This window comes from Vibrio sp. YIC-376, from assembly GCF_052353105.1.
Lineage (GTDB): Bacteria > Pseudomonadota > Gammaproteobacteria > Enterobacterales > Vibrionaceae > Vibrio.
This window is the reverse complement of record NZ_JBBWFK010000007.1, coordinates 214601-241537: the sequence shown is the minus strand read 5'-3', so window position 1 is coordinate 241537 and position 26937 is coordinate 214601. Positions and strand designations below refer to the sequence as shown.

22 protein-coding genes are annotated in these 26937 nt (G+C 44.9%); 17 read left to right on the top strand and 5 right to left on the bottom strand.

Annotated elements, in window-relative coordinates; all coding sequences use genetic code 11:
• The first annotated feature begins 168 nt into the window (after window positions 1–168).
• The 3 genes from pnp (at window position 169) to WJM94_RS15195 (ending at window position 4980) form a co-directional block, all read left to right on the top strand.
• Window positions 169–2304 carry a polyribonucleotide nucleotidyltransferase gene (gene pnp / locus WJM94_RS15205; protein ID WP_444495038.1) on the top strand — a complete coding sequence of 712 codons (2136 nt, stop codon included), beginning with the start codon at window positions 169–171 and terminating at the stop codon, window positions 2302–2304.
• A 180-nt stretch (window positions 2305–2484) separates the two neighbouring features.
• A complete protein-coding gene (nlpI, locus tag WJM94_RS15200; RefSeq protein WP_444495037.1) occupies window positions 2485–3393 on the top strand; it encodes a lipoprotein NlpI in 909 nt (302 codons plus the stop codon).
• Window positions 3394–3633: 240 nt separating this feature from the next.
• Complete coding sequence (locus WJM94_RS15195) at window positions 3634–4980, top strand: MATE family efflux transporter (RefSeq protein WP_444495036.1); 1347 nt, start codon at window positions 3634–3636, stop codon at window positions 4978–4980.
• A 56-nt stretch (window positions 4981–5036) separates the two neighbouring features.
• On the opposite strand, the gene WJM94_RS15190 is transcribed toward WJM94_RS15195, so the two are convergent.
• The 3 genes from WJM94_RS15190 to WJM94_RS15180 all read right to left on the bottom strand — a co-directional run bounded on the left by WJM94_RS15190 (window position 5037) and on the right by WJM94_RS15180 (window position 9110).
• Entirely contained in the window at window positions 5037–5915 is an 879-nt protein-coding gene (locus WJM94_RS15190; RefSeq protein WP_444495117.1) for a U32 family peptidase, read from the bottom strand.
• Window positions 5916–5935: 20 nt separating this feature from the next.
• On the bottom strand, window positions 5936–6949 hold the full coding sequence (gene ubiU, locus WJM94_RS15185; RefSeq protein WP_444495035.1) for a ubiquinone anaerobic biosynthesis protein UbiU: 1014 nt from the start codon (window positions 6947–6949) through the stop codon (window positions 5936–5938).
• Between the two features lie 121 nt (window positions 6950–7070).
• Window positions 7071–9110 (bottom strand): EAL domain-containing protein, encoded by a 2040-nt coding sequence (locus tag WJM94_RS15180; RefSeq protein ID WP_444495034.1) that lies wholly within the window; start codon window positions 9108–9110, stop codon window positions 7071–7073.
• 357 nt (window positions 9111–9467) lie between these two features.
• Here WJM94_RS15180 and ubiT point away from each other — a divergent pair, with 357 nt between their 5' ends.
• The 12 genes from ubiT (at window position 9468) to deoD (ending at window position 21075) form a co-directional block, all read left to right on the top strand.
• A complete protein-coding gene (gene ubiT / locus WJM94_RS15175; RefSeq protein WP_444495116.1) occupies window positions 9468–9995 on the top strand; it encodes a ubiquinone anaerobic biosynthesis accessory factor UbiT in 528 nt (175 codons plus the stop codon).
• On the top strand, window positions 9979–10482 hold the full coding sequence (locus WJM94_RS15170) for a GNAT family N-acetyltransferase (RefSeq protein ID WP_444495033.1): 504 nt from the start codon (window positions 9979–9981) through the stop codon (window positions 10480–10482). The genes ubiT and WJM94_RS15170 overlap by 17 nt, the downstream gene beginning before the upstream one ends.
• Window positions 10483–10694: 212 nt before the next feature.
• The gene (locus WJM94_RS15165) at window positions 10695–11093 is read left to right on the top strand and encodes a DNA polymerase III subunit psi (RefSeq protein ID WP_444495032.1); all 399 of its coding nucleotides are present in this window, start codon (window positions 10695–10697) and stop codon (window positions 11091–11093) included.
• 70 nt (window positions 11094–11163) lie between these two features.
• Window positions 11164–11619 carry a ribosomal protein S18-alanine N-acetyltransferase gene (rimI, locus tag WJM94_RS15160; RefSeq protein WP_444495031.1) on the top strand — a complete coding sequence of 152 codons (456 nt, stop codon included), beginning with the start codon at window positions 11164–11166 and terminating at the stop codon, window positions 11617–11619.
• Window positions 11620–11765: 146 nt separating this feature from the next.
• Entirely contained in the window at window positions 11766–13355 is a 1590-nt protein-coding gene (gene prfC / locus WJM94_RS15155) for a peptide chain release factor 3 (RefSeq protein WP_444495030.1), read from the top strand.
• A 136-nt stretch (window positions 13356–13491) separates the two neighbouring features.
• On the top strand, window positions 13492–13674 hold the full coding sequence (locus WJM94_RS15150; RefSeq protein WP_444495029.1) for a DUF5363 family protein: 183 nt from the start codon (window positions 13492–13494) through the stop codon (window positions 13672–13674).
• Window positions 13661–14434: a TatD family hydrolase gene (locus tag WJM94_RS15145; protein ID WP_444495028.1), complete on the top strand. Its 774-nt coding sequence runs from the start codon at window positions 13661–13663 to the stop codon at window positions 14432–14434. The genes WJM94_RS15150 and WJM94_RS15145 overlap by 14 nt, the downstream gene beginning before the upstream one ends.
• A gap of 204 nt (window positions 14435–14638) precedes the next feature.
• A complete protein-coding gene (locus WJM94_RS15140; protein WP_444495027.1) occupies window positions 14639–15922 on the top strand; it encodes a NupC/NupG family nucleoside CNT transporter in 1284 nt (427 codons plus the stop codon).
• Between the two features lie 512 nt (window positions 15923–16434).
• Window positions 16435–17211 (top strand): deoxyribose-phosphate aldolase, encoded by a 777-nt coding sequence (gene deoC, locus WJM94_RS15135; protein ID WP_444495026.1) that lies wholly within the window; start codon window positions 16435–16437, stop codon window positions 17209–17211.
• Between the two features lie 239 nt (window positions 17212–17450).
• Entirely contained in the window at window positions 17451–18779 is a 1329-nt protein-coding gene (gene deoA / locus WJM94_RS15130; RefSeq protein WP_444495025.1) for a thymidine phosphorylase, read from the top strand.
• A gap of 222 nt (window positions 18780–19001) precedes the next feature.
• Entirely contained in the window at window positions 19002–20222 is a 1221-nt protein-coding gene (locus WJM94_RS15125) for a phosphopentomutase (RefSeq protein WP_444495024.1), read from the top strand.
• 133 nt (window positions 20223–20355) lie between these two features.
• Complete coding sequence (gene deoD / locus WJM94_RS15120) at window positions 20356–21075, top strand: purine-nucleoside phosphorylase (protein ID WP_444495023.1); 720 nt, start codon at window positions 20356–20358, stop codon at window positions 21073–21075.
• Window positions 21076–21155: 80 nt separating this feature from the next.
• On the opposite strand, the gene WJM94_RS15115 is transcribed toward deoD, so the two are convergent.
• Window positions 21156–21761 (bottom strand): YtjB family periplasmic protein, encoded by a 606-nt coding sequence (locus WJM94_RS15115; protein WP_444495022.1) that lies wholly within the window; start codon window positions 21759–21761, stop codon window positions 21156–21158.
• 91 nt (window positions 21762–21852) lie between these two features.
• Between WJM94_RS15115 and serB the strand changes: the two genes are divergently transcribed.
• Window positions 21853–22833 (top strand): phosphoserine phosphatase, encoded by a 981-nt coding sequence (gene serB, locus WJM94_RS15110; protein WP_444495021.1) that lies wholly within the window; start codon window positions 21853–21855, stop codon window positions 22831–22833.
• A gap of 47 nt (window positions 22834–22880) precedes the next feature.
• Here the strand turns inward: serB and WJM94_RS15105 are convergent, their stop codons facing one another.
• A complete protein-coding gene (locus WJM94_RS15105) occupies window positions 22881–25229 on the bottom strand; it encodes a PilZ domain-containing protein (protein WP_444495020.1) in 2349 nt (782 codons plus the stop codon).
• A gap of 135 nt (window positions 25230–25364) precedes the next feature.
• On the opposite strand from WJM94_RS15105, the gene radA reads away from it, so the two are divergent.
• Window positions 25365–26744, top strand: coding sequence for a DNA repair protein RadA (gene radA / locus WJM94_RS15100; protein ID WP_444495019.1), 1380 nt, complete (start codon window positions 25365–25367; stop codon window positions 26742–26744).
• Window positions 26745–26937 lie beyond the last annotated feature (193 nt).

Below are 26937 nucleotides of genomic sequence, written 5' to 3'. Positions count from 1 at the left end.
TCAATTAGCTCATTGCATTACAGTCAACCTCGTCGACCAAAAGGTCGCGGCTATTAAAAGGAAATTTGTTTGAATTTCTTTTTACTAGTCGCGATTCGTAATGCCTTGAGTGTTTATTAACACACCTAAGTGGCTGTTTATCAGTACACTTAGAAACAAGGAATAACAATGTTCGAAAAACCAGTTGTTAAAACGTTCCAGTATGGTAACCACACGGTTACTCTAGAAACTGGCGTTATCGCACGTCAAGCTACAGCAGCAGTAATGGTTACTATGGACGATACAGCAGTATTCGTTTCTGTAGTTGGTAAAAAAGAAGCGGTAGCAGGTCAAGACTTCTTCCCTCTTACCGTTAACTACCAAGAGCGTACTTACGCAGCAGGTAAAATTCCTGGTGGTTTCTTTAAGCGTGAAGGCCGTCCATCTGAAGGTGAAACGCTAACAGCTCGTCTAATCGACCGCCCAATCCGTCCTCTATTCCCAGACGGTTTCACTAATGAAGTTCAAGTTATCGCTACTGTTGTATCTGTAAACCCAGATGTTCAACCAGATATCCCAACAATGATTGGTACGTCTGCAGCACTTGCTATCTCTGGTATCCCGTTCAACGGTCCTATCGGTGCAGCACGTGTTGGTCACATTGATGGTCAACTAGTACTTAACCCAAGTGAGAAAGAACTAGGTGCGTCTCGTCTAGACCTTGTGGTAGCAGGTACAGAATCAGCAGTACTAATGGTTGAGTCAGAAGCAGACAACCTAACTGAAGAAGAAATGCTAGCAGCGGTTGTATTCGGCCACGATCAGCAACAAGTTGTTATCAACGCAATCAACGAGTTCAAAGCTGAAGTTGCAACTCCAGCTTGGGATTGGGTTGCACCTGAAGCAAACACAGCGCTTAACGATAAGATTGCTGTACTAGCAGAAGCTAAGCTTGTTGAGGCTTACCAAATCACTGAGAAGATGGCTCGTTACGACCGTATCCATGAGATTGCGGCACAAGTAAACGAAGCACTACTTGCTGAAGATCCAGAAGCTGACACTAAAGAAATTCACACTATCTTCCATGATTTAGAGAAGACTGTGGTACGTCGTAGTATCATCGCGGGTAACCCACGTATCGACGGTCGTGAGAAAGACATGGTTCGTGCGCTAGACGTACGTACAGGTGTTCTTCCACGTACACACGGATCTGCGCTATTCACTCGTGGTGAAACTCAGGCTCTAGTGACTGCGACTCTAGGTACTCAACGTGATGCGCAAATCATCGATGAGCTAACTGGTGAGCGTAAAGATCACTTCCTACTACACTACAACTTCCCTCCATACTGTGTGGGTGAGACTGGTTTCGTAGGTTCTCCTAAGCGTCGTGAAATCGGTCACGGTAAGCTAGCGAAACGTGGTATTGCAGCAGTAATGCCTTCTATTGATGAGTTCCCATACACAGTACGTGTTGTATCGGAAATCACTGAATCTAACGGTTCATCTTCAATGGCTTCTGTATGTGGTACATCTCTAGCACTTATGGATGCTGGTGTGCCAATCAAAGCATCTGTTGCGGGTATCGCGATGGGTCTTGTTAAAGAAGGCGATGACTTCGTTGTTCTTTCTGACATCCTTGGTGATGAAGACCACCTAGGTGATATGGACTTTAAAGTAGCAGGTACTAGCACTGGTGTTACTGCTCTTCAAATGGACATCAAGATCGAAGGTATCACGAAAGAGATCATGCAAATTGCGCTTAACCAAGCACAAGGTGCGCGTAAGCACATCCTATCTGTAATGGATGAAGCAATTTCTGGTGCTCGTGACGATATCTCTGAGTTTGCTCCTCGCATTCACACAATGAAGATCAGCGCAGAGAAGATCAAAGACGTTATCGGTAAAGGTGGTGCAGTTATCCGTGCTCTAACGGAAGAAACTGGCACAACAATCGAAATCGAAGACGACGGTACTATCAAGATTGCAGCAACTGAAGGTGCGGCAGCGAAAGAAGCGATCCGTCGTATTGAAGAGATCACTGCTGAAGTTGAAGTAGGCCGTATCTACACTGGTAAAGTTGCACGTCTAGCAGACTTTGGTGCGTTCGTAACTGTACTTCCTGGTAAAGATGGTCTTGTGCACATTTCTCAAATTGCTGAAAAGCGTGTTGAGAAAGTGTCTGATTACCTGACTGAAGGTCAAGAAGTTCAAGTTAAAGTTCTTGAAATCGACCGTCAGGGCCGTGTACGTCTGAGCATGAAAGAAGCGGTAGAAAAGCCAGCTGAAGAAGCAGCGGCTGAAGCACCTGCAGCTAAAGACGAGTAATCTACAGATAGCCTTTCGGTCTTTTAATAGCTTAAGAGACTGAAAGCATGCTATAAAGGGGAGCATTTTTGCTCCCTTTTTTTTGGTCTGTTTCGAGAAGCTTAGCCTCACATGAGGCTATATGACCTATGGTGCATAAGAGAAGCAGGCCCGGAGCGGTCCCAACAGGAGTATCAATTAGTGAAATGGTTTCAAACCGCAAGTTTATGTGTTGCTATCGTGCTGACTGGTTGTGCAAATATTTCTCAGCAACCAGAACAGAAGTTGGCTTATCCGCCAATGGCTGTTCCTCTGCAACCTAGTGTGCAGCAGGAAGTTCAAATTGCGCGTTTATCACAGCTCTTACAACGACCTGATCTCAGTGATGAAGTTCGTGCAAAAATGCATTTCGAGCGTGGCAATTACTATGACAGTGTGGGTTTGCGTGATCTTGCTCGTTTGGATTTCAACCAATCTTTACAGTTGAACCCTGCTCAACCAGATATCTTCAATTTGTTGGGCGTTTATTTTACTCAGGTTGGGGAGTTTGACGCTGCTTATGAAGCCTTTGACTCGACCTTAGAACTTGCTCCAGATAACACCTACGCTGAACGCAACCGTGCGATTGCGTTGTACTATGGTGGCCGTATCGATCTTGCGCTGGAAGATATGACCAAGCACTACGAAGAGATGCCGAGCGATCCATTCCGAGCGTTGTGGTTGTATATTATTGAAGCCGATCAGGATCCAGAAAAAGCGAAAGCGAATCTCAAGAAACACTATCAACGCGATCGCAGCGAAGAGTGGGGCTGGGTTTTGGTCGCGATTATGCTGCGCGATGTTTCAGACGATAAGGCTCTGAAAGTCATAATGGATGGTACGAGAGAGAACTACCGACTCGCTGAGCGATTAACCGAAACCTACTTTTATTTAGGTAAACGTCATCAGCTTGAGGGCGATTTTGCGAGCGCGATATCACTCTACAAACTAGCGATATCCCTCAATGTCTATGATTACGTGGAACATCGATACTCATTTCTGGAATTAGCCCAGATTTATGAGCAGCTTCAGCAAGATAGGATGGCTAAGTTAAAAGCCGCAGAGCAATAGAAAAATAGTTTAAAGCCGCTTACTGAGCGGCTTTTTGATAGGCAGGGTATTTTTTACTTTGTCGCTCACTATCAAAATCTAATCATATTCGCAGGTTAGTTAGCTTGAAGTTAGAACTCTTCGTTAACGTCAGTTCATGCTACGTTCACACGGCATTTTTCTGCGTAAATACAAATAACCTCATGACAAAATTTGATTTTCAGTTAAACGAGTTAGCGGTGCTAACTGTAGGTGGTAGTTATGCAAGGCTCGATTTATAAACAATTTTGGAAATATACCATTCCAACCGTCGCCGCAATGTTGGTGAACGGTTTGTATCAAGTGATTGATGGCATTTTTATTGGTCGTTATGTCGGTGCCGAAGGATTAGCAGGTATCAATGTGGCTTGGCCGGTCATCGGCTCTATTCTCGGAATTGGCATGATGGTTGGGGTTGGAACCGGAGCGCTCGTGTCTATCAAGCGGGGCGAGCAAGATCAGGAAGGCGCCAAGCGGATTTTGACTACTGGGCTGCTATTGTTAGTTGCCTTGATGCCACTAGTTGCAACAACGTTGTTCTACTTTTCAGATGTGTTTATTCACTTGCAGGGAGCGGAAGGCAGGGTGTATGAGCTTGGCCTTCAGTATTTACACATACTTATTGTTTCATGCATTTTCACGCTTGGCTCAATAGCGATGCCTTTTTTATTACGTAATGACGACAGTCCTAATTTAGCTACGATGCTAATGGTGACAGGCGCTATCACCAATATTGTGTTGGATTATGTTTTTATTGCCTGGCTTGACTGGGAATTAACAGGGGCGGCGATTGCGACCGCGACGGCGCAAATGGTCGTGACCGTGCTGGGAATCTACTATTTCTTTACATCAAAGGCCAAACTGCGTTTAAGCTTGAGCGACGTAAAAGTTCAGTTGGACATTGTGCCTAAGATTGTGAAGATTGGTGGTTCGAGTTTCTTTATGTACGCTTATGGCTCTACGATGGTTGCGCTACATAACTCGTTGTTTGCCCAATATGGCAGCGCACTATTAATCGGTGCCTATGCGATCTTAGGGTATATCGTAACTGTCTATTTCTTGGTTGCTGAGGGCATAGCCAACGGTATGCAACCATTAGTGAGTTACGCTCACGGAGCGCGCAAGCCGGAAAATATTCGTAAGTTACTTAAAATAGCTATGGGAACTGCGGTGCTTGGTGGTGTCGCCTTTGTTGTCTTGATGAATATTTTTGCTTACGAGTTGGTATCGGTGTTCAACAGCACAGATCAACAACTGATTGAGAACGCAGTATTGGGCATCAGACTTCATATGTTTGCGCTGTTTCTAGATGGATTTTTGATGGTTTCTGCCGCTTATTATCAATCGATGAACAAAGGTAGTAAGGCGATGTTTATCACGGTTGGCAATATGATGGTTCAGCTTCCATTTCTGTTCATCATGCCCAAAATATTTGGCATGGTTGGTATTTGGATCGCCTTCCCACTGTCTAACATAGCGTTAAGTTTAGTGGTGATGACCATGTTATGGCGTGACGTTAAGAAATTGCTCCGAGAGGGCTCAGTTGAACCAACCTTACAAGCTTCTTAACATTGATAGAGTCGTACAAAAAGCGAGGCGTTAACCTCGCTTTTTTACATCCAGAGCTAGATATTTTTAACATCGAGACCAGCAAGTTGGTGCCAGTAACCATTACATTGACGGTTTTCGAGCTTCTGAGGCTTTTCGCCTTTTTCATTGGCACGGAACTGTTCAAGCTCAGAAAAGGTACTGATGCCAAGTGGACTCAGACGCACCACATCCACCAGTCCTCGCATACTCGGCAAGTCATTGATTAAGTTGTAGCAGTAACCAGATTGAGTTTGGATTCCATTGAGGTTGAACACTTCTTGTCCCTCCTGGCTGCTTACCTGAATGCCGGTTGGGTATTTAATACAGCAGGTTTCACAATCGTCTTTAGCACGGTTTTCGGCACGAGCAGTAAAGCAGCGTGCAGAGTAGGCTAACGGCAGGTAACCATGGCTGAACACTTCTACTTCAAATTTATTGCGAATACCAAGCTCCTCGCACTGCGCCAATGTACCACTTAGCCAATCACGTGATAGTTCTACCGGCATACACCAGCGAGTCATGCCTTGCTTGAGAAACAGATTCAGGGTGTGCGCGTTGTAGGTATTGATAGCTGGGCCAACGACAAAAGGCACTTTATGCTCAGAGGCGAGCTGAACCGCAGAGACATCATTGGCCTCGATAGCAAAGTCACCATTGTCGATATACTTCTTCATGATGTTAACTTCACTTGGCGCTTCTAGCAGAGCCATGGTCGATAGCACTACTTGTTTGCCTGCTGATGACAACTCTTTCGCAATGTCAAACCAGTGAGCAGGTTTCATTTCTCGGCGTTTTGAACAGACGGTTTCGCCTAAGTAGATGATGTCGGCTGCACTCTCTTTTGCTTGTTGGTAGAACGCTTCGACGTCTTGTTTTGGCCAGAAGTACAGTAATGGACCAAGTGCGTATTTCATTGAATTATCCATCTAAACCTCTATTGCCATTGGCGGTGATAAGCACCTAACGTGGTTTGTGTGCCTTCAGATACGTTGGCCAGTGCCGCTTCCCACGCTGCTTCTACATGATAAGCCTCAGGATTTGCTTGGTAGCGATCAATCGCGGCACGCCATGTGCGAGTCACTTGCTCCACATAGGCGGGACTGCGCTGACGACCTTCAATTTTTACCGATGCAACGTTAGCGGCAAAAAGTTCAGGAAGCATAGAAAGGGTATTCAGACTGGTTGGTTCTTCCAGTGCGTGATAGCGTTTTTTCTCACCTTCGATCTCAGCCTCGAAACGGCCTTTGCATAAGGTTGGGTAACCCGCATTTTCACCTGCGCTGTAACGATCAATCAGAATGTTGTTGAGTCGTGATTCTAAACCTTGCTCGGTCTCTTGCCAGCGTACGTATTTAGCCGGAGAGCAAGCGCCAACGGTATTTGGCGATTCACCTGTCATGTAAGACGATAAATAACAGCGACCTTCGGACATGATGCATAAACTCCCAAAGGCAAACACCTCCAGCTCTACATCGCTGGTGACATTACGAGATAACTGTTTTACCTGATGAATAGACAACACACGTGGAAGTACTACTCGTTTTACGTTGAAGTTTTGCTTATAAAACTCGATAGCCGCAACGTTGGTTGCTGACGCTTGTACCGATAAATGAAGTTCTAATTCCGGGTATTTTCGAGACGCGTATTCCAGTACTGCAATATCAGCGACGATCAGAGCATCCACACCTAAAGCTGCCGCGTTGTCGACCGCATTAGTCCAGCGTTCAAATCCGTTAGGGTGGGCAAACGTGTTGAGTGCAACGTGGATCTTTTTGTTGTGGTCATGAACGTACTGCACCGCTTTATCTAGTTTTTTACCGTGAAAGTTCAAGCCAGCAAAGTGACGAGCGTTTGTATCGTCTTTGAAGCCGATGTATACGGCGTCTGCACCGCAATCAATAGCGGTTTTTAACGCAGGCAGGTTACCCGCAGGACACAAGAGTTCCATATGCTCACAATCATTGAGAATAAAAAGGTGTTCGCATTTTATGAAGAATTATTAATAGCTAATTTGACCTAAGTTAGGTTTAGCTCAATAAACTTAATATTTACCCCTTGAGAGTAAGGACTTAGTTCTTATGTCGGCGGTTTTGTACAAAGAGTTCTTCGATTTCCTGTTTAGGCTGAGGTCGATAAAAATGAAACCCCTGAATCGAGTTACATTGCAGATTAGAAAGCAATGTGGCTTGCTGATGGGTTTCTACCCCTTCAGCGACGACGGATAAATCGAGTGATTTACCCAGATTGATGATGTTTTCAATCACAGTAACTTGCTTCGGTAAGGCATCGATATCATTAATAAAAGCCCGGTCAATTTTGAGCTCATCGATAGGGAAGCGAGCCAAATAAGACAGCGAAGAGTAGCCAGTTCCGAAGTCATCGATAGACAGGGCAAAGCCAAGTTTCTTGATGGCGTTGAGCATTTGCAGTGTATGATCACTGTCGCTCATAACAGCGGTTTCAGTGAGCTCAAAAGTAATGCAGCCAGGATCGAGATCGGTAGTGCGCAGTAACTTCTCCATGAAGTCGATAAGCAGCGGATTACCAAACTGTTCTGGAGACAAGTTGATCGCCACACGACCCGGTAAAATGCCTTGCTGTTTCCAGCGTTTGACGGTGTTAAATACATCGCGCATTACCACACGACCCAAGTGTTCAATTAATCCCGCGCGCTCCGCTACGGGAATGAATGCCCCCGGGCTGATGTAACCTTCGACCGGATGTTTCCAGCGAACCAAGGCTTCCGCACCGTTGATACTGAAATCGCGAGCGTTCACTTTTGGCTGATACCAGACTTCCAAGCCATTTTGCTGCAGTGCTTTTTGCAATTCGATTTCCAGCCACAAACGCATGCGTGCTTCTTTATTCATCTGGTCATTAAACTTGATGAGACGATTACGTCCGCGATCTTTCGCTTCATACATCGCGGTATCGGCGTTTTGCAGCAAAATTCTGGCATCGTTACCGTCTTCAGGATAACGAACACTCCCAATTGAGCACGCAAGACGCTTGCTAAAATGGTGCAAATCAAAAGGTTGGTTGATCAATGAGATAATGCGGTCTGAAAGAATTTCGGCCATGCGAGAGTTTTCAGGTTCAGGTAGCAGAATTCCGAACTCATCACTGCCAAGATGGCCAATGATTGCCTGACTCGGGAGCAGGCGTTTTAGGCGAGTCGCGACCTCTTGGATCACTTTGTCACCAATGTGGTGACCCAGTGAGTCATTGATGTTTTTGAAGTTATCTATATCCAGATAAAAAAGCAGTAATGGTGTCTGGCTTTTGAGCAGTTGTTCCAGACGCATAGTAAAACCAAAACGGTTGTAGAGTTTTGTCAGTGAATCAATGTGAGCGTCTTCATTGAACGCCGACGATAAGTTTTTAGGTGTATCGTCAGCATCTTGTATCAGAATGATTTGCGACGTGTTACCTAATATTGCCGTCGAGTCCGCGTGCAGTTGTACTTTGCGCTCAAATCCGCATCGCGCACTGGTTAAACAGACAAATGGTTTATCTGAAATCAGAGTATTTAAAGGGTGGCTAAAGACTCTCTTCGTGTTTTCATCAATGAACAAGCGACTGAGCTTTTCGCCAAGCAAATCGTGGGGGGAGTTTAGCCCCAACAGTCTTGCAGATGCCGGGTTGGCTGAGATGATGATGTCATCTTCGATGAGTAACAAACCATCGGGTAAAAGCTGCGTGAGCTTGGCAAATTTACTTTCTGACTCTTCTAGTGAACGGACAAGAATTTGTTTTTCGGACGTATCAACAGCATGAAAAATCACGCATTTTACGTCACTTCCTTCATAGACTGGCGACAAGCTGAAATGCAGGCTGGTTTCTAGATCGGTTTCATCCAGGGTTATTTCCGCTTCAATATGTGCGCCGTCAAAAGCACGTTGATAATAAGGCGCGAGTTTCTTGTAAAACTCTTCTCCCAGCACATGTTTATCGGTTAACCCAATGAGTTCTTCATTACTTAAGCCAGCGATATCACAATAGCGGTCACTCACCATTCGATAACTGTGTTTTTTATCAAGAATGGAAAAGAAGAAGGGGCTGTTTGAGGTTAGCGTGGCAAACCAATGTTGTAATTGTTGGGAAGGCATGAGGTTCTTACCGATCTCCGATGAGCCAGATAATTCATCCGTTTTTTAAACGCGCGAGTCGAGTAAGTTAGCCTCGGTGGTTTCAAGTTTGTATTGTGCGCAACTAAGTCTTTGACTTAATTGGCTACTTGAAATCAACTGAATATATGCGCTTGATAACTATAACTTTGAAAATACGGCAATTAAAGCGTTTATCTCTCTGTTGGCTTCAATAATTCACGTAAGTTCAAAAAACGATACATTAATGGAGAATAAACCGCCATATGAAAACAAACTGTTTATTGATACATAACAGGTATGAGACACACGCATTTGCGTAATATGACCGTTCTGATGATAAAGTAACGGATAATGAACGTGTTAAACAAGATTCGCAGTCAACTAGTCAAGAACGCAGCCAACATCTTGCGTTCTCCAGTCCAGTTATTACCACAAACGGTTCAGAAAAAAGCCTTGCTTGAAGGGCTTAAAATGGTATTTAAAGAGGCCTTGGAAGATGGCGACTTTGAATTTTTGGAAGATAAGTGGTTAAAAGTTGCGATTAAAGACTTGAACTTAGCATGGTATATCAGCTATCAAGATGAAATATTAGTCGTAGCTGAAAAAGCAGTTCAGGAAGATGTGAGTTTTAGTGGTAATCTAAACGACCTAGTACTGATTGCTGGTCGTAAAGAAGACCCTGACACGCTGTTCTTCCAACGTCGCCTTTCTATAGAAGGTGACACTGAGCTTGGCTTAGAAGTGAAAAACCTGATGGACAGTGTCGACTTAGAGCAGCTACCAAAAGCAATGCAAGTAGCGCTGAACCAACTGGCTGACTTTGTCCAAAAAGGGGTTCAAGAGCCTGCACAACAACCCGGAGTAGCGAATGCTTATTCGAACTGAAGCCCCTGCGGACATTCTTACTATTGACCGCTTATTGAAACACGCATTTCCAACGGATGCAGAAGCCAATTTGGTAATGCGTTTACGTGAGAACGGCAAGCTTACCTTGTCGCTGGTGGCGTGTACGGATGAAGGCGAGGTAATTGGTCATGCTTTGTTTAGTCCAGTTACATTAAATGGTGAAGATTTGTTATGGCAAGGGCTTGCACCATTGGCTGTTCATGAGGATTATCGCCGTCAAGGTATCGGTGCCGAATTGATTAAAGAAGGCTTCGAAACCTTACGCGTTTTTGGTTATCCAGTGTGTGTCGTCCTTGGGGATTCAGACTACTATGCCCGTCAAGGTTTTAAAGCCAGCGAAGAGATGGGATTTGAATGCGCTTGGGAAGTGCCAGATGGTGCATTTCGAGTTGCAGAGTTAGTCGAAGGCCAATGCGCAGGACTTTCTGGACGTATTGAGTATTCACCAGAGTTCTCAGAGTTATAAGCAATAAAGCAGCCAGTTTACATGAGCTGGCTGTATTCTCGTTCCATCAAACATTAAAGTGAATAGATTTTTCTCTTACTTTCGATTCCCAACTCTTATCACTATCCTTCCTAACTTTCTCAGACCACTTCTTATAGACTCAAATAATCGAGGTTATTGGGTATCGCTACCATTATTTGATAGTATTGCCTGGTTCAAACAGGTGACGAAAAATGTCGATTAACGAGAAACAGTATTTACATGAGATGGGGATCAGCACTTGGGAGTTGATTCATCCAGATAGATTAGCCGGCTATCATTCGCCAAAGATTGATTTGTCAAGTGCTTGCAAGCTTCTGTTGGTTTCCCCTGAGTGCCCGACGAACGAGTCTGTGATTCTGTTCGAGAAAATACTGAAGAGTATGAAGTTGACGCTCGACCAGTCCATGCATCTTGAACCAGAACGCTTATCTCAATTAGGGGAGCATCAGCTGGAGTGGGTGTGGTTTGCAGGTAGTGAAGCGAAAGCATGTGAAAACACCAAGCAACTGATTTCTCCGTTGCTGCAAGAAATAGATGGTAATAATGAACAAAAACGCGCGCTTTGGCAGCAAATTTGTTCTTACTCGTAACGCTGGTAATCATCTCAGTTTGGGCGTGTAAATAAGACATGTCCCGAGCTTGGTTTTAATAGGTTAGATCATGACGATTGAAATTATCCCAATGCGTGTTGAGCATATGGATCAAGTTTGGCAAATTGAGCAGCAAGCTCATTCTCACCCGTGGGCTGAGTCGTTAATCCGTGACTTATCAAGTCGAGGGGCTTGTCATCATGTGATGCTAGAAGGAGAAGTGGTTCTCGGCTATTTCTATGCGCAGAATATTGTCGGAGAAGTGACCTTGCTGAATATTGCGATTGCTCCTTCACAGCAAGGTAAAGGCCATGGACAAAAGCTATTGGATGCGTTTTTGGATCATTGTGAGCAAGTAAAAGCAGAAAGTGCTTGGCTTGAAGTCAGAGAAAGCAATCACGCCGCCATTCATATCTATGAGCAAGCGGGGTTCAATGAACTGGATCGCCGCTATAATTATTACCCTGCGAAAACAGGGAATGGTAAAGAAGATGCGATCATCATGAGTTATATCTTCTTTAATTAGCCATTACTCACTTCTCAAGGAAGTTGCCCCTAAAGCGATCTGTTGCCCCTAAAGCAATAATGAGCGAGAATACCGCGCAATATTGAATCTACAAAAAGCGTGTTTGCTCTTTAGCAAGCATTCAGACATCAAAGAAGACCAGTTTCATGTCAAATACACCTTTTCTAGGCGAAGTTTCTAAACGTAGAACGTTCGCTATTATTTCTCACCCGGATGCGGGTAAAACGACCATTACCGAAAAAGTACTTTTATTCGGAAACGCGATCCAAAAAGCAGGTACCGTTAAAGGTCGTGGTAATGCACAGCATGCAAAATCTGACTGGATGGAAATGGAAAAGGAACGTGGTATCTCGGTCACCACTTCTGTGATGCAGTTCCCATACAACAACTGTCTGGTAAACCTGCTGGATACTCCGGGACACGAAGACTTCTCTGAAGATACGTACCGTACACTAACAGCGGTAGACTCGTGTTTGATGGTTATCGACGCGGCGAAAGGTGTCGAGGATCGTACCCGTAAGCTGATGGAAGTAACGCGTCTTCGTGATACTCCAATCGTAACGTTTATGAACAAACTTGACCGTGACGTTCGTGATCCGATGGAAGTCTTAGACGAAGTAGAAAACGAATTGGGTATGATGTGCTCACCGATTACCTGGCCAATCGGCTGTGGTAAAGAGTTTAAAGGTGTGTACCACATCCACCGTGACGAGACGGTTCTGTATGAATCAGGTCATGGTCATGAGATTCAGGAAGTTCGTATCATCAAAGGTCTGGACAACCCAGAGCTGGATGAAAAAGTTGGTTCTGGTCTGGCTGAAAGCGTACGAGAAGAACTAGAACTGGTTATGGGTGCTTGCCCTGAGTTCGATTTGGATCTTTTCCTGACTGGTGAACTCACTCCGGTTTACTTCGGTACGGCACTAGGCAACTTTGGTGTTGACCACATGCTGGACGGTTTGACTGAGTGGGCACCTGCACCAAAAACTCGTCAAGCGGTTGAGCGTGAGGTTGAAGCAACAGAAGATAAGTTCTCTGGCTTTGTCTTTAAGATCCAGGCAAACATGGATCCAAAACACCGTGACCGTATTGCATTTATGCGTATCGTATCTGGCTGTTATAGCCAAGGTATGAAGATGAACCACGTTCGTATTGGTAAGCAAGTCAGTATTTCTGATGCGGTAACCTTTATGGCGGGGGACCGTTCTCGTGCAGAACACGCTTATGCAGGTGACATCATTGGTCTGCATAACCACGGTACAATCCAGATTGGTGATACATTCACACAAGGCGAATCTCTAAAATTCTCTGGTATTCCGAACTTTGCTCCGGAACTGTTCCGTCGTATTCGTTTGAAAGATCCATTGAAGCAGAAACAGCTACTGAAAGGTTTGGTTCAGCTTTCTGAAGAAGGTGCGGTACAGGTATTCCGTCCAGTGCAAAACAACGACTTGATCGTTGGTGCGGTGGGGGTGCTTCAGTTTGACGTAGTTGTGGCTCGTCTGAAGTCTGAGTACAACGTAGAAGCAATTTACGAAGGCGTAAACGTTGCAACTGCTCGTTGGGTTGAGTGTGCTGACGCGAAGAAATTCGATGAGTTCCAACGTAAGAACCAGTCAAACCTAGCACTTGATGGTGGCGATAACCTAACCTATATTGCACCGACTATGGTTAACCTGAACCTTGCGAAAGAGCGTTTCCCTGATGTTGAGTTCCGCGCTACTCGTGAGCACTAATCGACATTAATTGAACGCCGCTGTATAGCGACTGGATTTTAAAACGCCCTTGGCTATAGACTTAGTCAAGGGCGTTTTTACATCGGTAAGAATGGTCAGATACAGATATTGATAGGTATTGATAAGAGGAAGAAAAATGAATTGGTTTAAACGAGGGCTCCAGCGCTACGACGACTGGTGTAAAGAGATGGGACTAACGCCAGATCAAAAACGCAGCTGTGTGCCTTATCGAAAGGATCCTGCACATCAAAGTGAGGAGCAAGGCTCTGCGCGTCAATCTGCAGAAAGTGATAAAAAGTCTCAAGATGAAACTCTTTGATACGCATTGCCACTTTGATTTTGACGTGTTTCAGAATGATTTTGAGCGCAATCAACAACTCGCAAAAGAGCAGGGTGTAAGCAGAATCTTAATCCCTTCTGTTGGCCCATCAAACTGGTCCCGCATTCAAACCTTAGCAAAGCAAAACTCCCACTTATATTACGCGTTAGGTTTTCATCCTTATTTTCTTGAAGAAAACTTTGAGCAATATCTGTCGCAACTCGAGCAATATTTATCTTTGGGTCACCCACAGTGTGTCGCAATAGGCGAGTGCGGTTTAGATTTTGCGATCAATATTCCTCTTCCCCTTCAAGAAAAAGCACTTGAGATACAGTTTGAGTTGGCCAGACGTTTTGACCTGCCGGTGATTCTGCATAGCAGAAAAGCGCACAATCGACTCATTCAAATGGTCAAAGCAGCGAAGTTGCCAAGAGGCGGTGTTTTGCATGCTTTTTCGGGCAGTTATCAGCAAGCGATGGAGTGGGTCAGATTAGGTTTTTTTATAGGTGTGGGTGGAACGATAACCTATCCGCGAGCCAACAAAACCCGCGATGCAATTCAAAAATTACCACTTGAAAACCTAGTTATTGAAACGGACGCGCCAGATATGCCTATACTTGGATATCAGGGGGAGCCAAATCACCCAGCAAAACTCATACATGTGTTCAATGAGCTTGTAGAACTGCGCTGCGGCGAAAAGCAATCGATTGCGTCTCAACTGTGGAAAAATAGCAATTTTGCCTTCTGTATCTGTGAATAGAATTCAAAGTTAGTGTTAAAAATAGAAAACGTTTTCCTTTTTAGTGTGAGGTGAATCACAAAGATTGGTGAATCAAATATGAATCTTATAGGAAAGTGTGAGGACGGCATTACTTTAATTCATTGTGCATGAGTATAATTGCCCCCGCTTTATAGCTCCATTTTGTTACACGCCAATAAATAACTTATAAGGAAGTCATAAACTATGAGCCTGTTTATGAGCCTAGTCGGTATGGTAGTGCTTCTTGCTATTGCATTTGCATTCTCATCTAACCGCAAAGCTATCAACTTTAGAACTGTGGGTGGTGCATTCGCTATCCAATTCGCATTAGGTGCATTTGTTCTTTACGTACCTTGGGGCCGTGATCTACTAAACGGTTTCTCTAGTGGTGTATCTAGCGTTATCAACTATGGTAACGACGGTTCATCATTCCTGTTCGGTGGTCTTGTTTCTAACAAGATGTTTGAAGTATTCGGTGGTGGTGGTTTCATCTTCGCATTCCGTGTTCTTCCTACACTGATCTTCTTCTCTGCTCTGATTTCAGTTCTGTACTACATTGGCGTTATGCAATGGGTTATCAAGATCCTTGGTGGCGCACTACAGAAAGCACTTGGCACTTCTCGTGCGGAATCAATGTCAGCAGCAGCTAACATTTTCGTAGGTCAAACTGAAGCACCTCTAGTCGTTCGTCCATTTGTTCCTAAAATGACTCAATCTGAGCTATTTGCGGTAATGTGTGGTGGTCTGGCTTCTGTTGCTGGTGGTGTACTAGCAGGTTACGCGTCAATGGGTGTACCGCTAGAATACCTAGTTGCGGCATCATTCATGGCAGCACCTGGTGGTCTACTTTTCGCTAAGATTCTTCACCCAGAGACTGATCAGCCTCACGAAAGTATCGAAGAAGCATTGGAAGGCGGTGAAGACAAACCTGTTAACGTAATCGACGCAGCAGCGGGCGGTGCGGCTTCTGGTCTACAACTAGCACTAAACGTAGGTGCAATGCTAATCGCATTCGTAGGTCTGATTGCTCTTATCAACGGTATGCTAGGTGGCATCGGCGGTTGGTTCGGTATGCCTCAACTGACTCTAGAGCTAATTCTAGGTTACGCGTTCTCTCCACTAGCATTCCTAATCGGTGTTCCATGGGCTGAAGCAGTAACAGCTGGTTCATTCATCGGTCAGAAAATTGTAGTGAACGAATTCGTTGCTTACTTGAACTTCACGCCTTACATCGGTGAAAACGCTCAAGTAATCGCGGCAACTGGCGAAGTGATGTCTCAGAAGACAACGGCTATCATCTCATTTGCACTATGTGGTTTTGCGAACCTTTCTTCTATCGCGATCCTACTAGGTGGTCTGGGTGGTCTAGCGCCAAGCCGTCGTCCAGATATCGCTCGCATGGGTGTTAAAGCAGTACTTGCTGGTACGTTGTCTAACCTAATGGCAGCGACAATTGCAGGCTTCTGCTTAAGCCTTGCAGCAATGTAATTAGAATCGGATCTTAATATATAGACGCCGTATTAAATTATGCCCTGTAGCAAGAAATTGCTGCGGGGCTTTTTTCGTTTTCAGGGCTGAAAATTTTTTAGTGCGTCAAATGTAAGGAACTTGGCTGACGAACTAGAGAATAGAAATCTGGAAATTTTGAGATACAAACCGTTTGCGCTCTATTTGGTGCTACAGTTTTGCGATGAATATCTATAATGTAGACATCACAAGGTGAACACAACCTAATCGATGGGTAAATGAATTACCCTGAAATTTTAGATAACACCGCAATCATAGATTGTTGTGCCATAGGCCAAATTGGTACTGTGCGGTGACAAGGATAGCAATTGGCATAAGAAATTTTCGCTGACTATGCCGAGTCTTCATGGAACCAAGTCCGTTCATAAATAGACTACTGAGCCATTTTTACGCAACCTCGACTCACTGATTATAGTTAGAGGCATGATGTAAGGCAGAGTAGTGAATTTTTTGAATATTGATCGGAGATAGAAATGAGCGATTTAAAAGCAGCTGCACTACGTGCACTTAAACTTATGGATCTAACTACGCTGAATGATGATGACACTGATGCAAAAGTGATCTCACTATGTCATGACGCGAAAACAGCAGTAGGCAACACTGCTGCAATCTGTATTTACCCTCGCTTTATTCCTATTGCTAAGAAGACACTTCGTGAGCAAGGCACACCAGAGGTTCGCATTGCTACCGTTACTAACTTCCCACACGGAAATGACGACATCGAGATCGCAGTTGCTGAAACAAAAGCAGCGGTTGCTTACGGTGCAGACGAAGTTGACGTTGTTTTCCCATACCGTGCACTAATGGCTGGTGATGAGAACGTGGGTTTCGAGTTGGTTAAGCAATGTAAAGAAGCTTGTGGTGACATTCTTCTTAAAGTGATCATCGAAACGGGTGAGCTAAAAGAAGAAACGTTAATCAAGAAAGCATCTCAAATCTGTATCGAAGCAGGTGCTGACTTTATTAAAACTTCAACTGGTAAAGTGCCTGTAAACGCGACACCAGAATACGCTCGCATGATGCTTGAAGTTATTCGTGACATGGGTGTTGCGGAAACAGTTGGATTCAAACCAGCTGGTGGTGTACGTACTGCTGAAGATGCAGCGGCATACCTGGCAATGGCTGACGAAATCTTAGGTGATAACTGGGTTGATGCTCGTCACTACCGTTTCGGTGCGTCAAGCCTGCTAACGAATCTACTAAATACATTAGAAGTAACAGACGAGACTGCTGATCCAGCAGCTTACTAATTCTCTCTTCCTATTTGACGCCGCAGCGTTGTTGACTGCGTAAGTTCACCGGAGCGCCGGCCGCCCTAATAACATAGAGCCTCTATGCTCATAGGAATGAACTTACTTGTCGCCTAGCTGCAACGCCAAATAGTTTGAGAGTAGATAAAAACAAAGTCTGTTTGGTGGAACGGTGATATGCCGTTCCACATTACCTCTTTACCTTATAACCATCGCTATCTTTAGCGTGGGAGGATCTAATGTATTTACCACAAGAAATCATTCGTAAAAAACGTGACGGCGAAGTTCTTTCTGCTGACGAAATCAATTTCTTCATTCAAGGTGTAGCAAACAACACAGTATCTGAAGGTCAGATCGCGGCTTTTGCTATGACTATTTTCTTTAATGAAATGACGATGGAAGAGCGTATTGCACTGACTTGTGCTATGCGTGATTCTGGCATGGTTATCGACTGGAGCCACATGAACTTTGGCGGCCCGATTGTTGATAAACATTCAACTGGCGGTGTTGGCGATGTTACTTCTCTCATGCTTGGCCCAATGGTGGCGGCTTGTGGTGGTTTCGTACCAATGATCTCTGGCCGTGGCCTTGGTCATACGGGGGGAACGCTAGATAAATTAGAGTCAATCCCAGGCTACAATATTACGCCGACGAACGAAGTTTTTGGTCAAGTGACTAAAGAAGCAGGCGTAGCGATCATCGGTCAAACTGGTGACTTGGCACCTGCCGATAAGCGTGTTTATGCAACTCGCGATATTACGGCGACCGTTGATAACATCTCCTTGATCACAGCTTCAATTCTATCTAAGAAACTGGCTGCTGGTCTGGAATCTCTCGTGATGGATGTAAAAGTAGGCTCGGGCGCATTTATGCCAACTTACGAAGCATCTGAAGAGTTAGCGAAATCTATCGTAGCGGTAGCAAACGGTGCGGGTACTAAGACGACGGCAATCCTGACTGACATGAATCAGGTATTGGCATCCTCAGCGGGTAATGCAGTCGAAGTCCGTGAAGCGGTTCGTTTCTTAACGGGTGAATACCGTAACCCACGTCTGCTTGAAGTGACAATGGCTTTGTGTGCGGAAATGCTTGTACTTGCTAAGTTGGCAGAAAATACACAAGACGCACGCGCGAAACTGATGGAAGTGCTCGACAACGGTAAAGCGGCTGAGTGCTTCGGCAAGATGGTTGCTGGTCTGGGTGGCCCTGCAGACTTCGTAGAAAACTACGAAAACTACCTCGAAAAAGCAGAAATCATCAAACCTGTATACGCAACAGAAACAGGAATCGTATCTGCGATGAATACTCGTGCTATTGGTATGGCAGTGGTTGCTATGGGTGGAGGTCGCCGCGTTGCAACCGATGAAATCGACTACGCTGTTGGTTTCGATGAGTTTATCCGTCTGGGTGAAGTCGCTGACAGCGATAAGCCTCTTGCAGTGATCCACGCTCGCACTGAAGAGCAGTGGGAAGAAGCGGCGAAAGCACTACGCAGCGCAATCAAAGTTGGTGGTGATTACACTCCAACACCAGAGGTTTACTGCCAAATTCGCGCAGAAGATATTTAATATCAATCCACTTAAGTGCTTGATTATTCAGGCTGGTTGCAATCGCCAGAATATAGATATGATTAACTAAAACAATGTGTTAACGAATCTGTGCTTTGCACTTGGCGGTTTTGTCAGCGTGAACTTCTACGCACTTATTTTCCCGGATTGGTATCAGCAGCAAATTATTACACAAGGTCTACTCACCATAGAAACTTGCCGAGTGGGCCAAAGGAACAAGCAATGAAAAGAGCATTTATTTTAGTACTAGACTCATTCGGCATTGGTGCAACAGCTGATGCTGAGCAATTTGGTGATGTAGGTTCAGATACGCTAGGTCATATCGCTGACCAGTGTGAAAAAGGCTTAGCAGACAACGGTCAACGCCAGGGCGCACTTCGTCTTCCAAACTTATCTAAATTAGGTTTGGCAATGGCTCATAAAGAATCAACTGGCCGTTTCGCTCCGGGTTTAGATGCAGATGCGGAAATTATCGGTGCTTACGGTCATGCTGCAGAGCTTTCATCTGGTAAAGATACTCCGTCTGGTCACTGGGAAATTGCAGGTGTACCTGTTCTTTTTGACTGGGGTTACTTTACTGACAAAGCAAACAGCTTCCCTAAAGAGCTGACTGACCGCATTCTTGAGCGTGCAGGTCTGGACGGTTTCCTAGGTAACTGCCACGCTTCTGGTACTCAGGTTCTGGATGACCTAGGTGAAGAGCACATGAAGACTGGCTTGCCAATCTTCTATACTTCGGCAGATTCTGTATTCCAAATCGCATGTCATGAAGAGACTTTTGGTCTGGATCGTCTGTTAGAACTATGCCAAATCGCACGTGAAGAGTTAGAAGATTACAACATCGGTCGTGTTATTGCTCGTCCATTCATTGGCCCAGGTAAAGGCCAGTTCGAACGTACCGGTAACCGCCGTGACCTATCTGTAGAGCCGCCATCAGCTACCGTTCTACAAAAACTTGTGGAAGAGAAGCAAGGCGATGTTGTTTCTATCGGTAAGATTGCAGACATCTACGCAAACTGCGGCATCACTAAGAAAGTAAAAGCAACAGGAATCCCTGCTCTGTTCGAAGCAACACTAGAGCAAATCAAAGAAGCCGGTGATAACACCATCGTATTCACAAACTTTGTTGATTTTGACTCTGCATATGGCCACCGCCGTGATGTAGCTGGTTATGCAGCAGCACTTGAGTACTTTGATGGTCGAATCAACGAAGTACTAGGGCTAATGGATGAAGACGATATTCTGATCCTGACAGCAGACCACGGTTGTGACCCAACATGGCCAGGTACAGACCACACTCGTGAGCACATTCCAGTGTTGGTTTACGGTAACAAAGTACCTGCAGGTTCTCTGGGTCTTCGCGAAACTTTTGCTGATATCGGTCAAACACTGGCAAGCCATTTTGGCATATCGCCAATGAATTACGGTAAGAACTTCCTATAATTAGGTGAAAACTGGGAGCATTTAGCTCCTAGTTTTATTTTCGCAGTATTAACACTGCATATCGGAAATGAGAATACTCTGGCTGACATCGCGTTAAGCGCGGTGCGCCAGATAAAGGTTAAGGAAAAGAAACATGGCAACTCCTCATATCAATGCTGAAATGGGTGCATTCGCAGACGTTGTTTTAATGCCTGGTGACCCGCTACGAGCAAAATACATCGCAGAAACCTTCCTTGAAGACGTGGTTCAAGTCTGTGACGTGCGTAATATGTTCGGTTACACCGGTACCTACAAAGGTCGCAAGATTTCGGTAATGGGCCACGGTATGGGTATTCCATCTTGTTCGATCTACGCGACTGAGCTGATCAAAGACTTCGGTGTGAAGAAGATCATTCGAGTCGGCAGTTGCGGCGCAGTGAATGAAGACATCAAAGTGCGTGATGTGGTGATCGGTATGGGGGCGTGTACAGACTCCAAAGTAAACCGCATTCGTTTCAAAGGTCATGATTTTGCTGCAATCGCTGATTACAAAATGGTGCGCGCAGCAGAAGAAGCCGCAAAAGCACGTGGCATTGATGTGAAAGTTGGTAATTTGTTTTCTGCTGAGTTGTTTTACACGCCAGATCCTGACATGTTCGATGTGATGGACAAATACGGAATCGTCGGTGTTGAAATGGAAGCGGCAGGCATCTATGGTGTTGCCGCAGAGTATGGTGCAAAAGCGCTGACTATCTGTACAGTGTCAGATCACATTAAAACGGGTGAACAAACCACCTCTGACGAACGTCAAACTACGTTCAACGACATGATGTTGATCGCGCTGGATTCCGTTCTTCTCGGTGACAAAGATTAATCTTTGTATCGAAGTAAAAGATAAACGGCCCGCATCAGCGGGCCGTTTTTATTTGGAATCTATTCGACGGATACGTCACTTTATTTTGTGAGCAGTAGGTTTTCGTCCTTCTTTCGACGAATTGGCTGTCTGCGTAAAAGCATAATGAACAACATCCCACAGACGAAACTCATCAGCACCATTAAGTACATGTAGCGATCACTCTTACGGTAATGGTGGTCAGAAATCGCCGTTACTCGACCTGTTTCGAAGGTAACCCGAACAAAACCGATCACTGAACCGTCAGCGATTACTGGTTCAACCAGTTGTTGACGGCCAATCGATGCGGTGGCCAGTGGGGTATCCAAACCGAGCACTTCTCGTACAGAAAGCGCTTCTTCACTGGAGGCCAGACGTACACCTTGGGCATCATAAATGGTCGCATCAAACACCAGACCATCTTGCGCGAGTTGGTTAGCCAACTGCAGTAATCGCTCTTGGTCATTGTTCACAATCATTTCACTGGCAGATAAGGATGCCTGAGAAATCAAAACCTTGGTGAGTGTTTCAAGTTGGTGTGCTTGAATTTTCTCGTTGCCCTTACTGATCACTACACTGTTTTTTATTGTCACAAACAACATCACACACAGCAGTATTAGCGCCAGAATTCGCAGGGCATTCCTTACTGAGAATAAGGATTCACTCATGCTTTTACTCATCCATTTAAAAACAAAACAAAGACTTGCCTTTTTAGTTTGTTGAGGTAACTTTCTAGCAAAGTCATAAAGGATTATATACATGGACGCGTCAAAAAGCTTGCCTATAAGAAAACATACGACACTTTTAAAACGACTGCCTGAAACTCGCTTTGCTTCTCAATTAGATAGAGCCAAAGCAAACTGGATTGTTTTTTCAAATTATCTTTCGCCGCGTCATTTTGAAGACATTGACTTCTTCACTGGTTTTTACAATCCCGTGCTGGAAACGTGGAAAGTAGGTCAGTACGAAGTTGCATTGATGGCGGGAGAGCTGACGCCTCAACATGAAACCATTTTAAAAAACCTCAACTTAGATTATGCATCGCTAAATGAAGTTCCAGACTTATCGACTGAAGGTCTTATCGTGTTTGATATGGACTCAACGGCGATTCAAATTGAGTGTATTGATGAACTCGCTAAATTAGCCGGTGTTGGTGATGAAGTCGCTGAAGTGACTGAACGAGCTATGCAAGGTGAGCTGGACTTTGAACAAAGCCTGCGTCAACGAGTGGGTAAACTGAAAGGTGCGGATGAATCTATTCTTGAACAAGTGCGTTCTCAGCTGCCGTTCATGCAAGATTTCGAAGCACTCATTACCACATTTAAAGCGCTGGGTTGGAAAACGGCGATTGCATCTGGGGGATTTGATTATTTCTCTGACTATATCAAAGAGAAAGTAGGATTGGATTTTGCTCGCTCAAATAAGCTGGAAATCATCGATGGCAAACTCACGGGTAAAGTGGTTGGTGATGTGGTCAATGCACAGGTGAAATCTGACATTTTGGTTGAACTAGCGGATGAGTTTGAAATTGAGCAGCATAATACGGTTGCGGTTGGTGACGGCGCGAACGACTTGGTGATGATGTCTGCTGCGGGTCTGGGGATTGCTTACCATGCAAAACCTAAAGTACAGGCGCAAGCTCAAGCTAATATTCGTTACTCTGGTTTGGGAGGTGTACTTTGCATTCTGTCCGGAGCGTTGGTTAAGCAACAGAAAATCAGCTGGAAGTCGAAGCCGTAAACATTTCATATCAGAAAAAGAACACCGCCTCAGCAGGCGGTGTTTTGTTATTCAGTCAGCTCAAGTCTTACGACGACCTCTTCAGTGATGTCTTCAAACTCACAATATCCTATGAGTGAGGTCAGTTCCTTTTCCAGTTTACTTGCCTGATGCACGCTAAATGGAGTTAAGTCACTCAAGTCTCGTCGCAGCAGCGAAGTCATTGGTTCGAAAATGGGGGCTGTAGACATACGAAGCACATAGAAATCACCCATCATGCGAGCTTTTTTTATAAACTGAATGCGTTCTTTTACGTTATTAAACTCTTGATGGAGCTTGGATTCGATACCAGTAATCTTGCGACCTATTTTTGATGCACTGATGTAAACATCCTGATGTTTTTCCTGCGCTCCCTCAACACGCTTAATTGGCTCGGCAATCAGCGTGCTTGTTCGGCCTTTAAAAATAGGCTCCAGAGAAAACTTGTGCTCACAACCCAACTGGGCGAAAAGTTCTACGTGTTTTGGCAGTGGTAAGTTAATGCCGATAACGGGAGTGTTAAACGAGCCTGCTGAATTTTTGCTGATAAAAACTGGCGCGCTTAACGATCTTGATAGCAGCACACTATGAAGTTTTTCCAGTAAGGCATGACTTGGCAGGACATCTTTCTGTTGGATAAGCTTATTCTGATTGTGCAGGATAATCTTATTGAAAAACGCGGTTACCCGAAGCGTTTTACTGGTTTCATCAATGACTAATTGAACACTATGGCCATCCGTGCTGACACGAACGACGCGGTACGGTACGGCTGAAAGGGGAAGATTCTTATCGTACAACTGCAGTTCACGGAAATTAATGTGAACTTCTTGTCCGGAGCTCAAGGTGGTCGGTTCATCTAATCGGATCCCCAGGCCTCGCTTAGAAATATCGATACTGTTACCTGAGACTTTGGTATTTCCCGTACTGAACTCCAACGGCGTTTGAAAACGATAACGTGGTTCTTTGCGCCGAGATTGAGCATCAAAATATATCCCTTTCGGGTTTCCAATGATTCGGCGTGGATGTCGAAAAGCATTTAAAGCGTTTGAAGGTAAGCGAGGTTTCTCAGTTAACAGGTAGTCTTGTCCTGATTGCTCATCTGCAATTTCTTGCAAAATGCCTACATGAGTGAGCGATTTGGAGGTTTGCGCCAGTTCTGATGAGAAGGACGCTAATTCATTTTTCTCTTGTTCAGATAACTCAAATATGGAAATTCGATACGCACGCCAGCTTTTACGTTTTGCCCCTAAATGCCAAAAAAGCTGACGTTGTTCCCGTGTCGCTTCTGGTCTGAGCATTGAGTAAAAAAAGGTTTTGTTTTCATGCTCGTGAGTAAAGGAGTAGAGAACGTTCGTCGTTCCTTTCACTCCTGGAGCGATCAACGATGTCATTCTTTTGTTATGAAACAGCGAGCCAAGTACTTGTTGATTACGCTCATCATGCCAGTACTGCCATAACTTCTGATTATTTGGCGTTAACATCGAGAGCTTAAGCTCATTTCCTTCAAAGAATAATGGCAAGTTGCTCGTGTGTTTGAGAGCCATGTGCTCATAACCACGAGTACGAGCTCGGATGATCTTATCTTGGTTGTCATGACGGGTTCGTTTTTCAACACTGTTTAGCGTCTCATCAATGACCCGGTCTATCAGTTCGGTCTCTGTCAGGAGTATGGTTCTGAGATAACGAATGGCTTCGTTTTCATAGCAATCCTCTACTGCAAGCACACGATAAGTCAGGGGCATTTGAATCCCGGTCAGCTGAGATTTACTCGCAAACTCAGAAAAAGTAACCTCAATGATTTCGCCAAGATTGTACTTAAACGCGCTAGGTACTTTGAATTTTGCGCCTGAGCTGGACAGGTCAATACTCAACCCATGCAGAATCTGATCATTTGAACGGCGTATTTCTACTTGTGATTGTACTTTCAAGCGCTTTTCGTGACGCTTCAAGTTATTCCCCAATAGAATGGGTGCTGCCAAAAATGGACTGTTAGAATTGGTTAAGGGATTCGTCTGTTCATCAAACGCTTGCTTACTCATTACCCGAAAGTTGTTGCGCGTATTAACGAGGGCTTCCCACATCCCTTCGGTATAACGGCCAAATTTTTTGATGTTTTTATGGTACGCGTTAAACGCTACATCATCTAACCAGTGTGAAATACCGTCAAACACATACTCTCTACACTCACCGTTAACACGACCGCGTAAATCGATACTTTTTTTACACGGAGCCATTAGCCGGTTTAATTCTATTTTCACCAAAATTTTCGCCGAAGGGTGCTCTTCCTCCGTCAGTTGGCCAAGGACAAAATCAAAGTCTGCAGAACCATAAACGGGAATGAGTCGTTCAGCGAGTGAGAGAATTTCAGATTGCAGCATTATTTCTGTTAGAGTATGTCGTTGTTCGAATTATATCGGCTAAGCGCAGTAAAACTTAAGTGTATCAATAGTCCCTGTCAAATAAGTTCTGACATGGCTGTGTTTAGTCACATTTGTTGAAGAAATTGAGGCATCATGGCGAAAGCAAAACGAGCGTATGTTTGTAATGATTGTGGCGCAGATTTTCCACGTTGGCAGGGGCAATGTAATGCGTGTGGTGCGTGGAATACGATTACGGAAGTGCGCATTGCCGCGTCGCCTACGGTTGCCCGAAACGAGCGTTTGTCTGGTTATGCTGGTTCAGCAACAGAATCTAAAGTTCAAACGTTGTCTGAAATTAACTTGCAAGAAGTACCGCGTTTTACCAGTGGCTTCAAAGAGCTTGACCGAGTATTAGGCGGCGGTGTTGTGCCTGGTGCAGCGATTTTGATTGGTGGTAATCCGGGCGCGGGCAAATCGACATTGCTGCTTCAAACTATGTGTACGTTGTCGGGGCAAATGCCGACTTTATACGTGACGGGAGAGGAGTCACTGCAACAGGTGGCGATGCGAGCCTCGCGTCTGGGGTTGCCAAAACAACATCTTAAGATGCTGTCTGAGACTAACGTGGACAAAATCTGCCAAATTGCTGAGCAAGAACAGCCTCGCATCATGGTCATTGACTCTATTCAGGTGATGCATGTTTCGGACGTGCAATCGTCGCCGGGTAGTGTGGCGCAAGTTCGTGAGTCAGCCACGGCTCTGACTCGCTATGCGAAACAGAATAATGTCGCCGTATTTATTGTTGGTCACGTAACTAAAGACGGTACGCTTGCTGGCCCCAAAGTTCTTGAGCACATTATCGACTGCTCGGTTTTGCTCGATGGTGGGACAGACAGTCGTTTCCGTACCCTACGTAGTCATAAAAACCGTTTTGGTGCCGTGAATGAGTTAGGTGTGTTTGCCATGACCGGGCAGGGACTAAGAGAAGTCAGTAACCCATCGGCGATTTTTCTTTCTCGAGGCGAAGAAGAAACCTCAGGTTCTTCGGTTATGGTGGTATGGGAAGGGACTCGCCCTCTATTAGTAGAGATTCAGGCGCTGGTGGATTATTCGCAACTTGCAAACCCTCGTCGAGTTGCGGTTGGTCTGGAGCAGAATCGTCTCTCCCTATTATTGGCTGTGCTGCATAAACATGGCGGATTACAAATGGCCGACCAAGACGTGTTTGTCAACGTGGTGGGTGGTGTCAAAGTGACAGAGACCAGTGCTGACCTCGCATTAGTGATGGCGCTGTTATCGAGTTTTCGCGATCGCGCTTTGCCAAAAGATGTCGTTATATTTGGTGAGGTTGGGCTGGCAGGAGAAATTCGTCCTGTACCAAGTGGGCAAGAGCGATTAAACGAAGCGTTTAAGCACGGATTTAAAAAGGCGATTGTTCCCGCTGCCAATATGCCTAAAGGCGGGATTCCTGGAATGCAAATTCACGGCGTTAAGAAATTGTCAGAAGCGATAGAGGCTTTTGATGAGCTTTAAATGATTTAACTAAACGATCACAATTTGTGGAATCTATTCGCTACGAATCGTGAATAAAGTACATAAATCGTTATGTTTAGCTATTCTTTGAGGATGGAAAATTTACGTTAAAAAATTTTTTTCGTCCAACTGCACGCAAAGGTATCAGTCTTGACAGATTGTGATATACTCTGCGCGCACTTTATACCTTATT

Excerpts from the sequence above, each read along its gene's own strand:
- WJM94_RS15125 (WP_444495024.1), top strand. The coding sequence starts at position 19,002 with ATGAAAAGAGCATTTATTTTAGTACTAGACTCATTCGGCATTGGTGCA.
- WJM94_RS15170 (WP_444495033.1), top strand. The coding sequence starts at position 9,979 with ATGCTTATTCGAACTGAAGCCCCTGCGGACATTCTTACTATTGACCGC.
- deoD (WP_444495023.1), top strand. The coding sequence starts at position 20,356 with ATGGCAACTCCTCATATCAATGCTGAAATGGGTGCATTCGCAGACGTT.
- WJM94_RS15105 (WP_444495020.1), bottom strand. The coding sequence starts at position 25,229 with ATGCTGCAATCTGAAATTCTCTCACTCGCTGAACGACTCATTCCCGTT.
- deoA (WP_444495025.1), top strand. The coding sequence starts at position 17,451 with ATGTATTTACCACAAGAAATCATTCGTAAAAAACGTGACGGCGAAGTT.
- WJM94_RS15190 (WP_444495117.1), bottom strand. The coding sequence starts at position 5,915 with ATGAAATACGCACTTGGTCCATTACTGTACTTCTGGCCAAAACAAGAC.
- WJM94_RS15150 (WP_444495029.1), top strand. The coding sequence starts at position 13,492 with ATGAATTGGTTTAAACGAGGGCTCCAGCGCTACGACGACTGGTGTAAA.
- WJM94_RS15180 (WP_444495034.1), bottom strand. The coding sequence starts at position 9,110 with ATGCCTTCCCAACAATTACAACATTGGTTTGCCACGCTAACCTCAAAC.
- radA (WP_444495019.1), top strand. The coding sequence starts at position 25,365 with ATGGCGAAAGCAAAACGAGCGTATGTTTGTAATGATTGTGGCGCAGAT.
- WJM94_RS15195 (WP_444495036.1), top strand. The coding sequence starts at position 3,634 with ATGCAAGGCTCGATTTATAAACAATTTTGGAAATATACCATTCCAACC.
- WJM94_RS15140 (WP_444495027.1), top strand. The coding sequence starts at position 14,639 with ATGAGCCTGTTTATGAGCCTAGTCGGTATGGTAGTGCTTCTTGCTATT.
- prfC (WP_444495030.1), top strand. The coding sequence starts at position 11,766 with ATGTCAAATACACCTTTTCTAGGCGAAGTTTCTAAACGTAGAACGTTC.
- pnp (WP_444495038.1), top strand. The coding sequence starts at position 169 with ATGTTCGAAAAACCAGTTGTTAAAACGTTCCAGTATGGTAACCACACG.
- rimI (WP_444495031.1), top strand. The coding sequence starts at position 11,164 with ATGACGATTGAAATTATCCCAATGCGTGTTGAGCATATGGATCAAGTT.
- WJM94_RS15115 (WP_444495022.1), bottom strand. The coding sequence starts at position 21,761 with ATGAGTGAATCCTTATTCTCAGTAAGGAATGCCCTGCGAATTCTGGCG.
- WJM94_RS15145 (WP_444495028.1), top strand. The coding sequence starts at position 13,661 with ATGAAACTCTTTGATACGCATTGCCACTTTGATTTTGACGTGTTTCAG.
- ubiU (WP_444495035.1), bottom strand. The coding sequence starts at position 6,949 with ATGGAACTCTTGTGTCCTGCGGGTAACCTGCCTGCGTTAAAAACCGCT.
- serB (WP_444495021.1), top strand. The coding sequence starts at position 21,853 with ATGGACGCGTCAAAAAGCTTGCCTATAAGAAAACATACGACACTTTTA.
- WJM94_RS15165 (WP_444495032.1), top strand. The coding sequence starts at position 10,695 with ATGTCGATTAACGAGAAACAGTATTTACATGAGATGGGGATCAGCACT.
- deoC (WP_444495026.1), top strand. The coding sequence starts at position 16,435 with ATGAGCGATTTAAAAGCAGCTGCACTACGTGCACTTAAACTTATGGAT.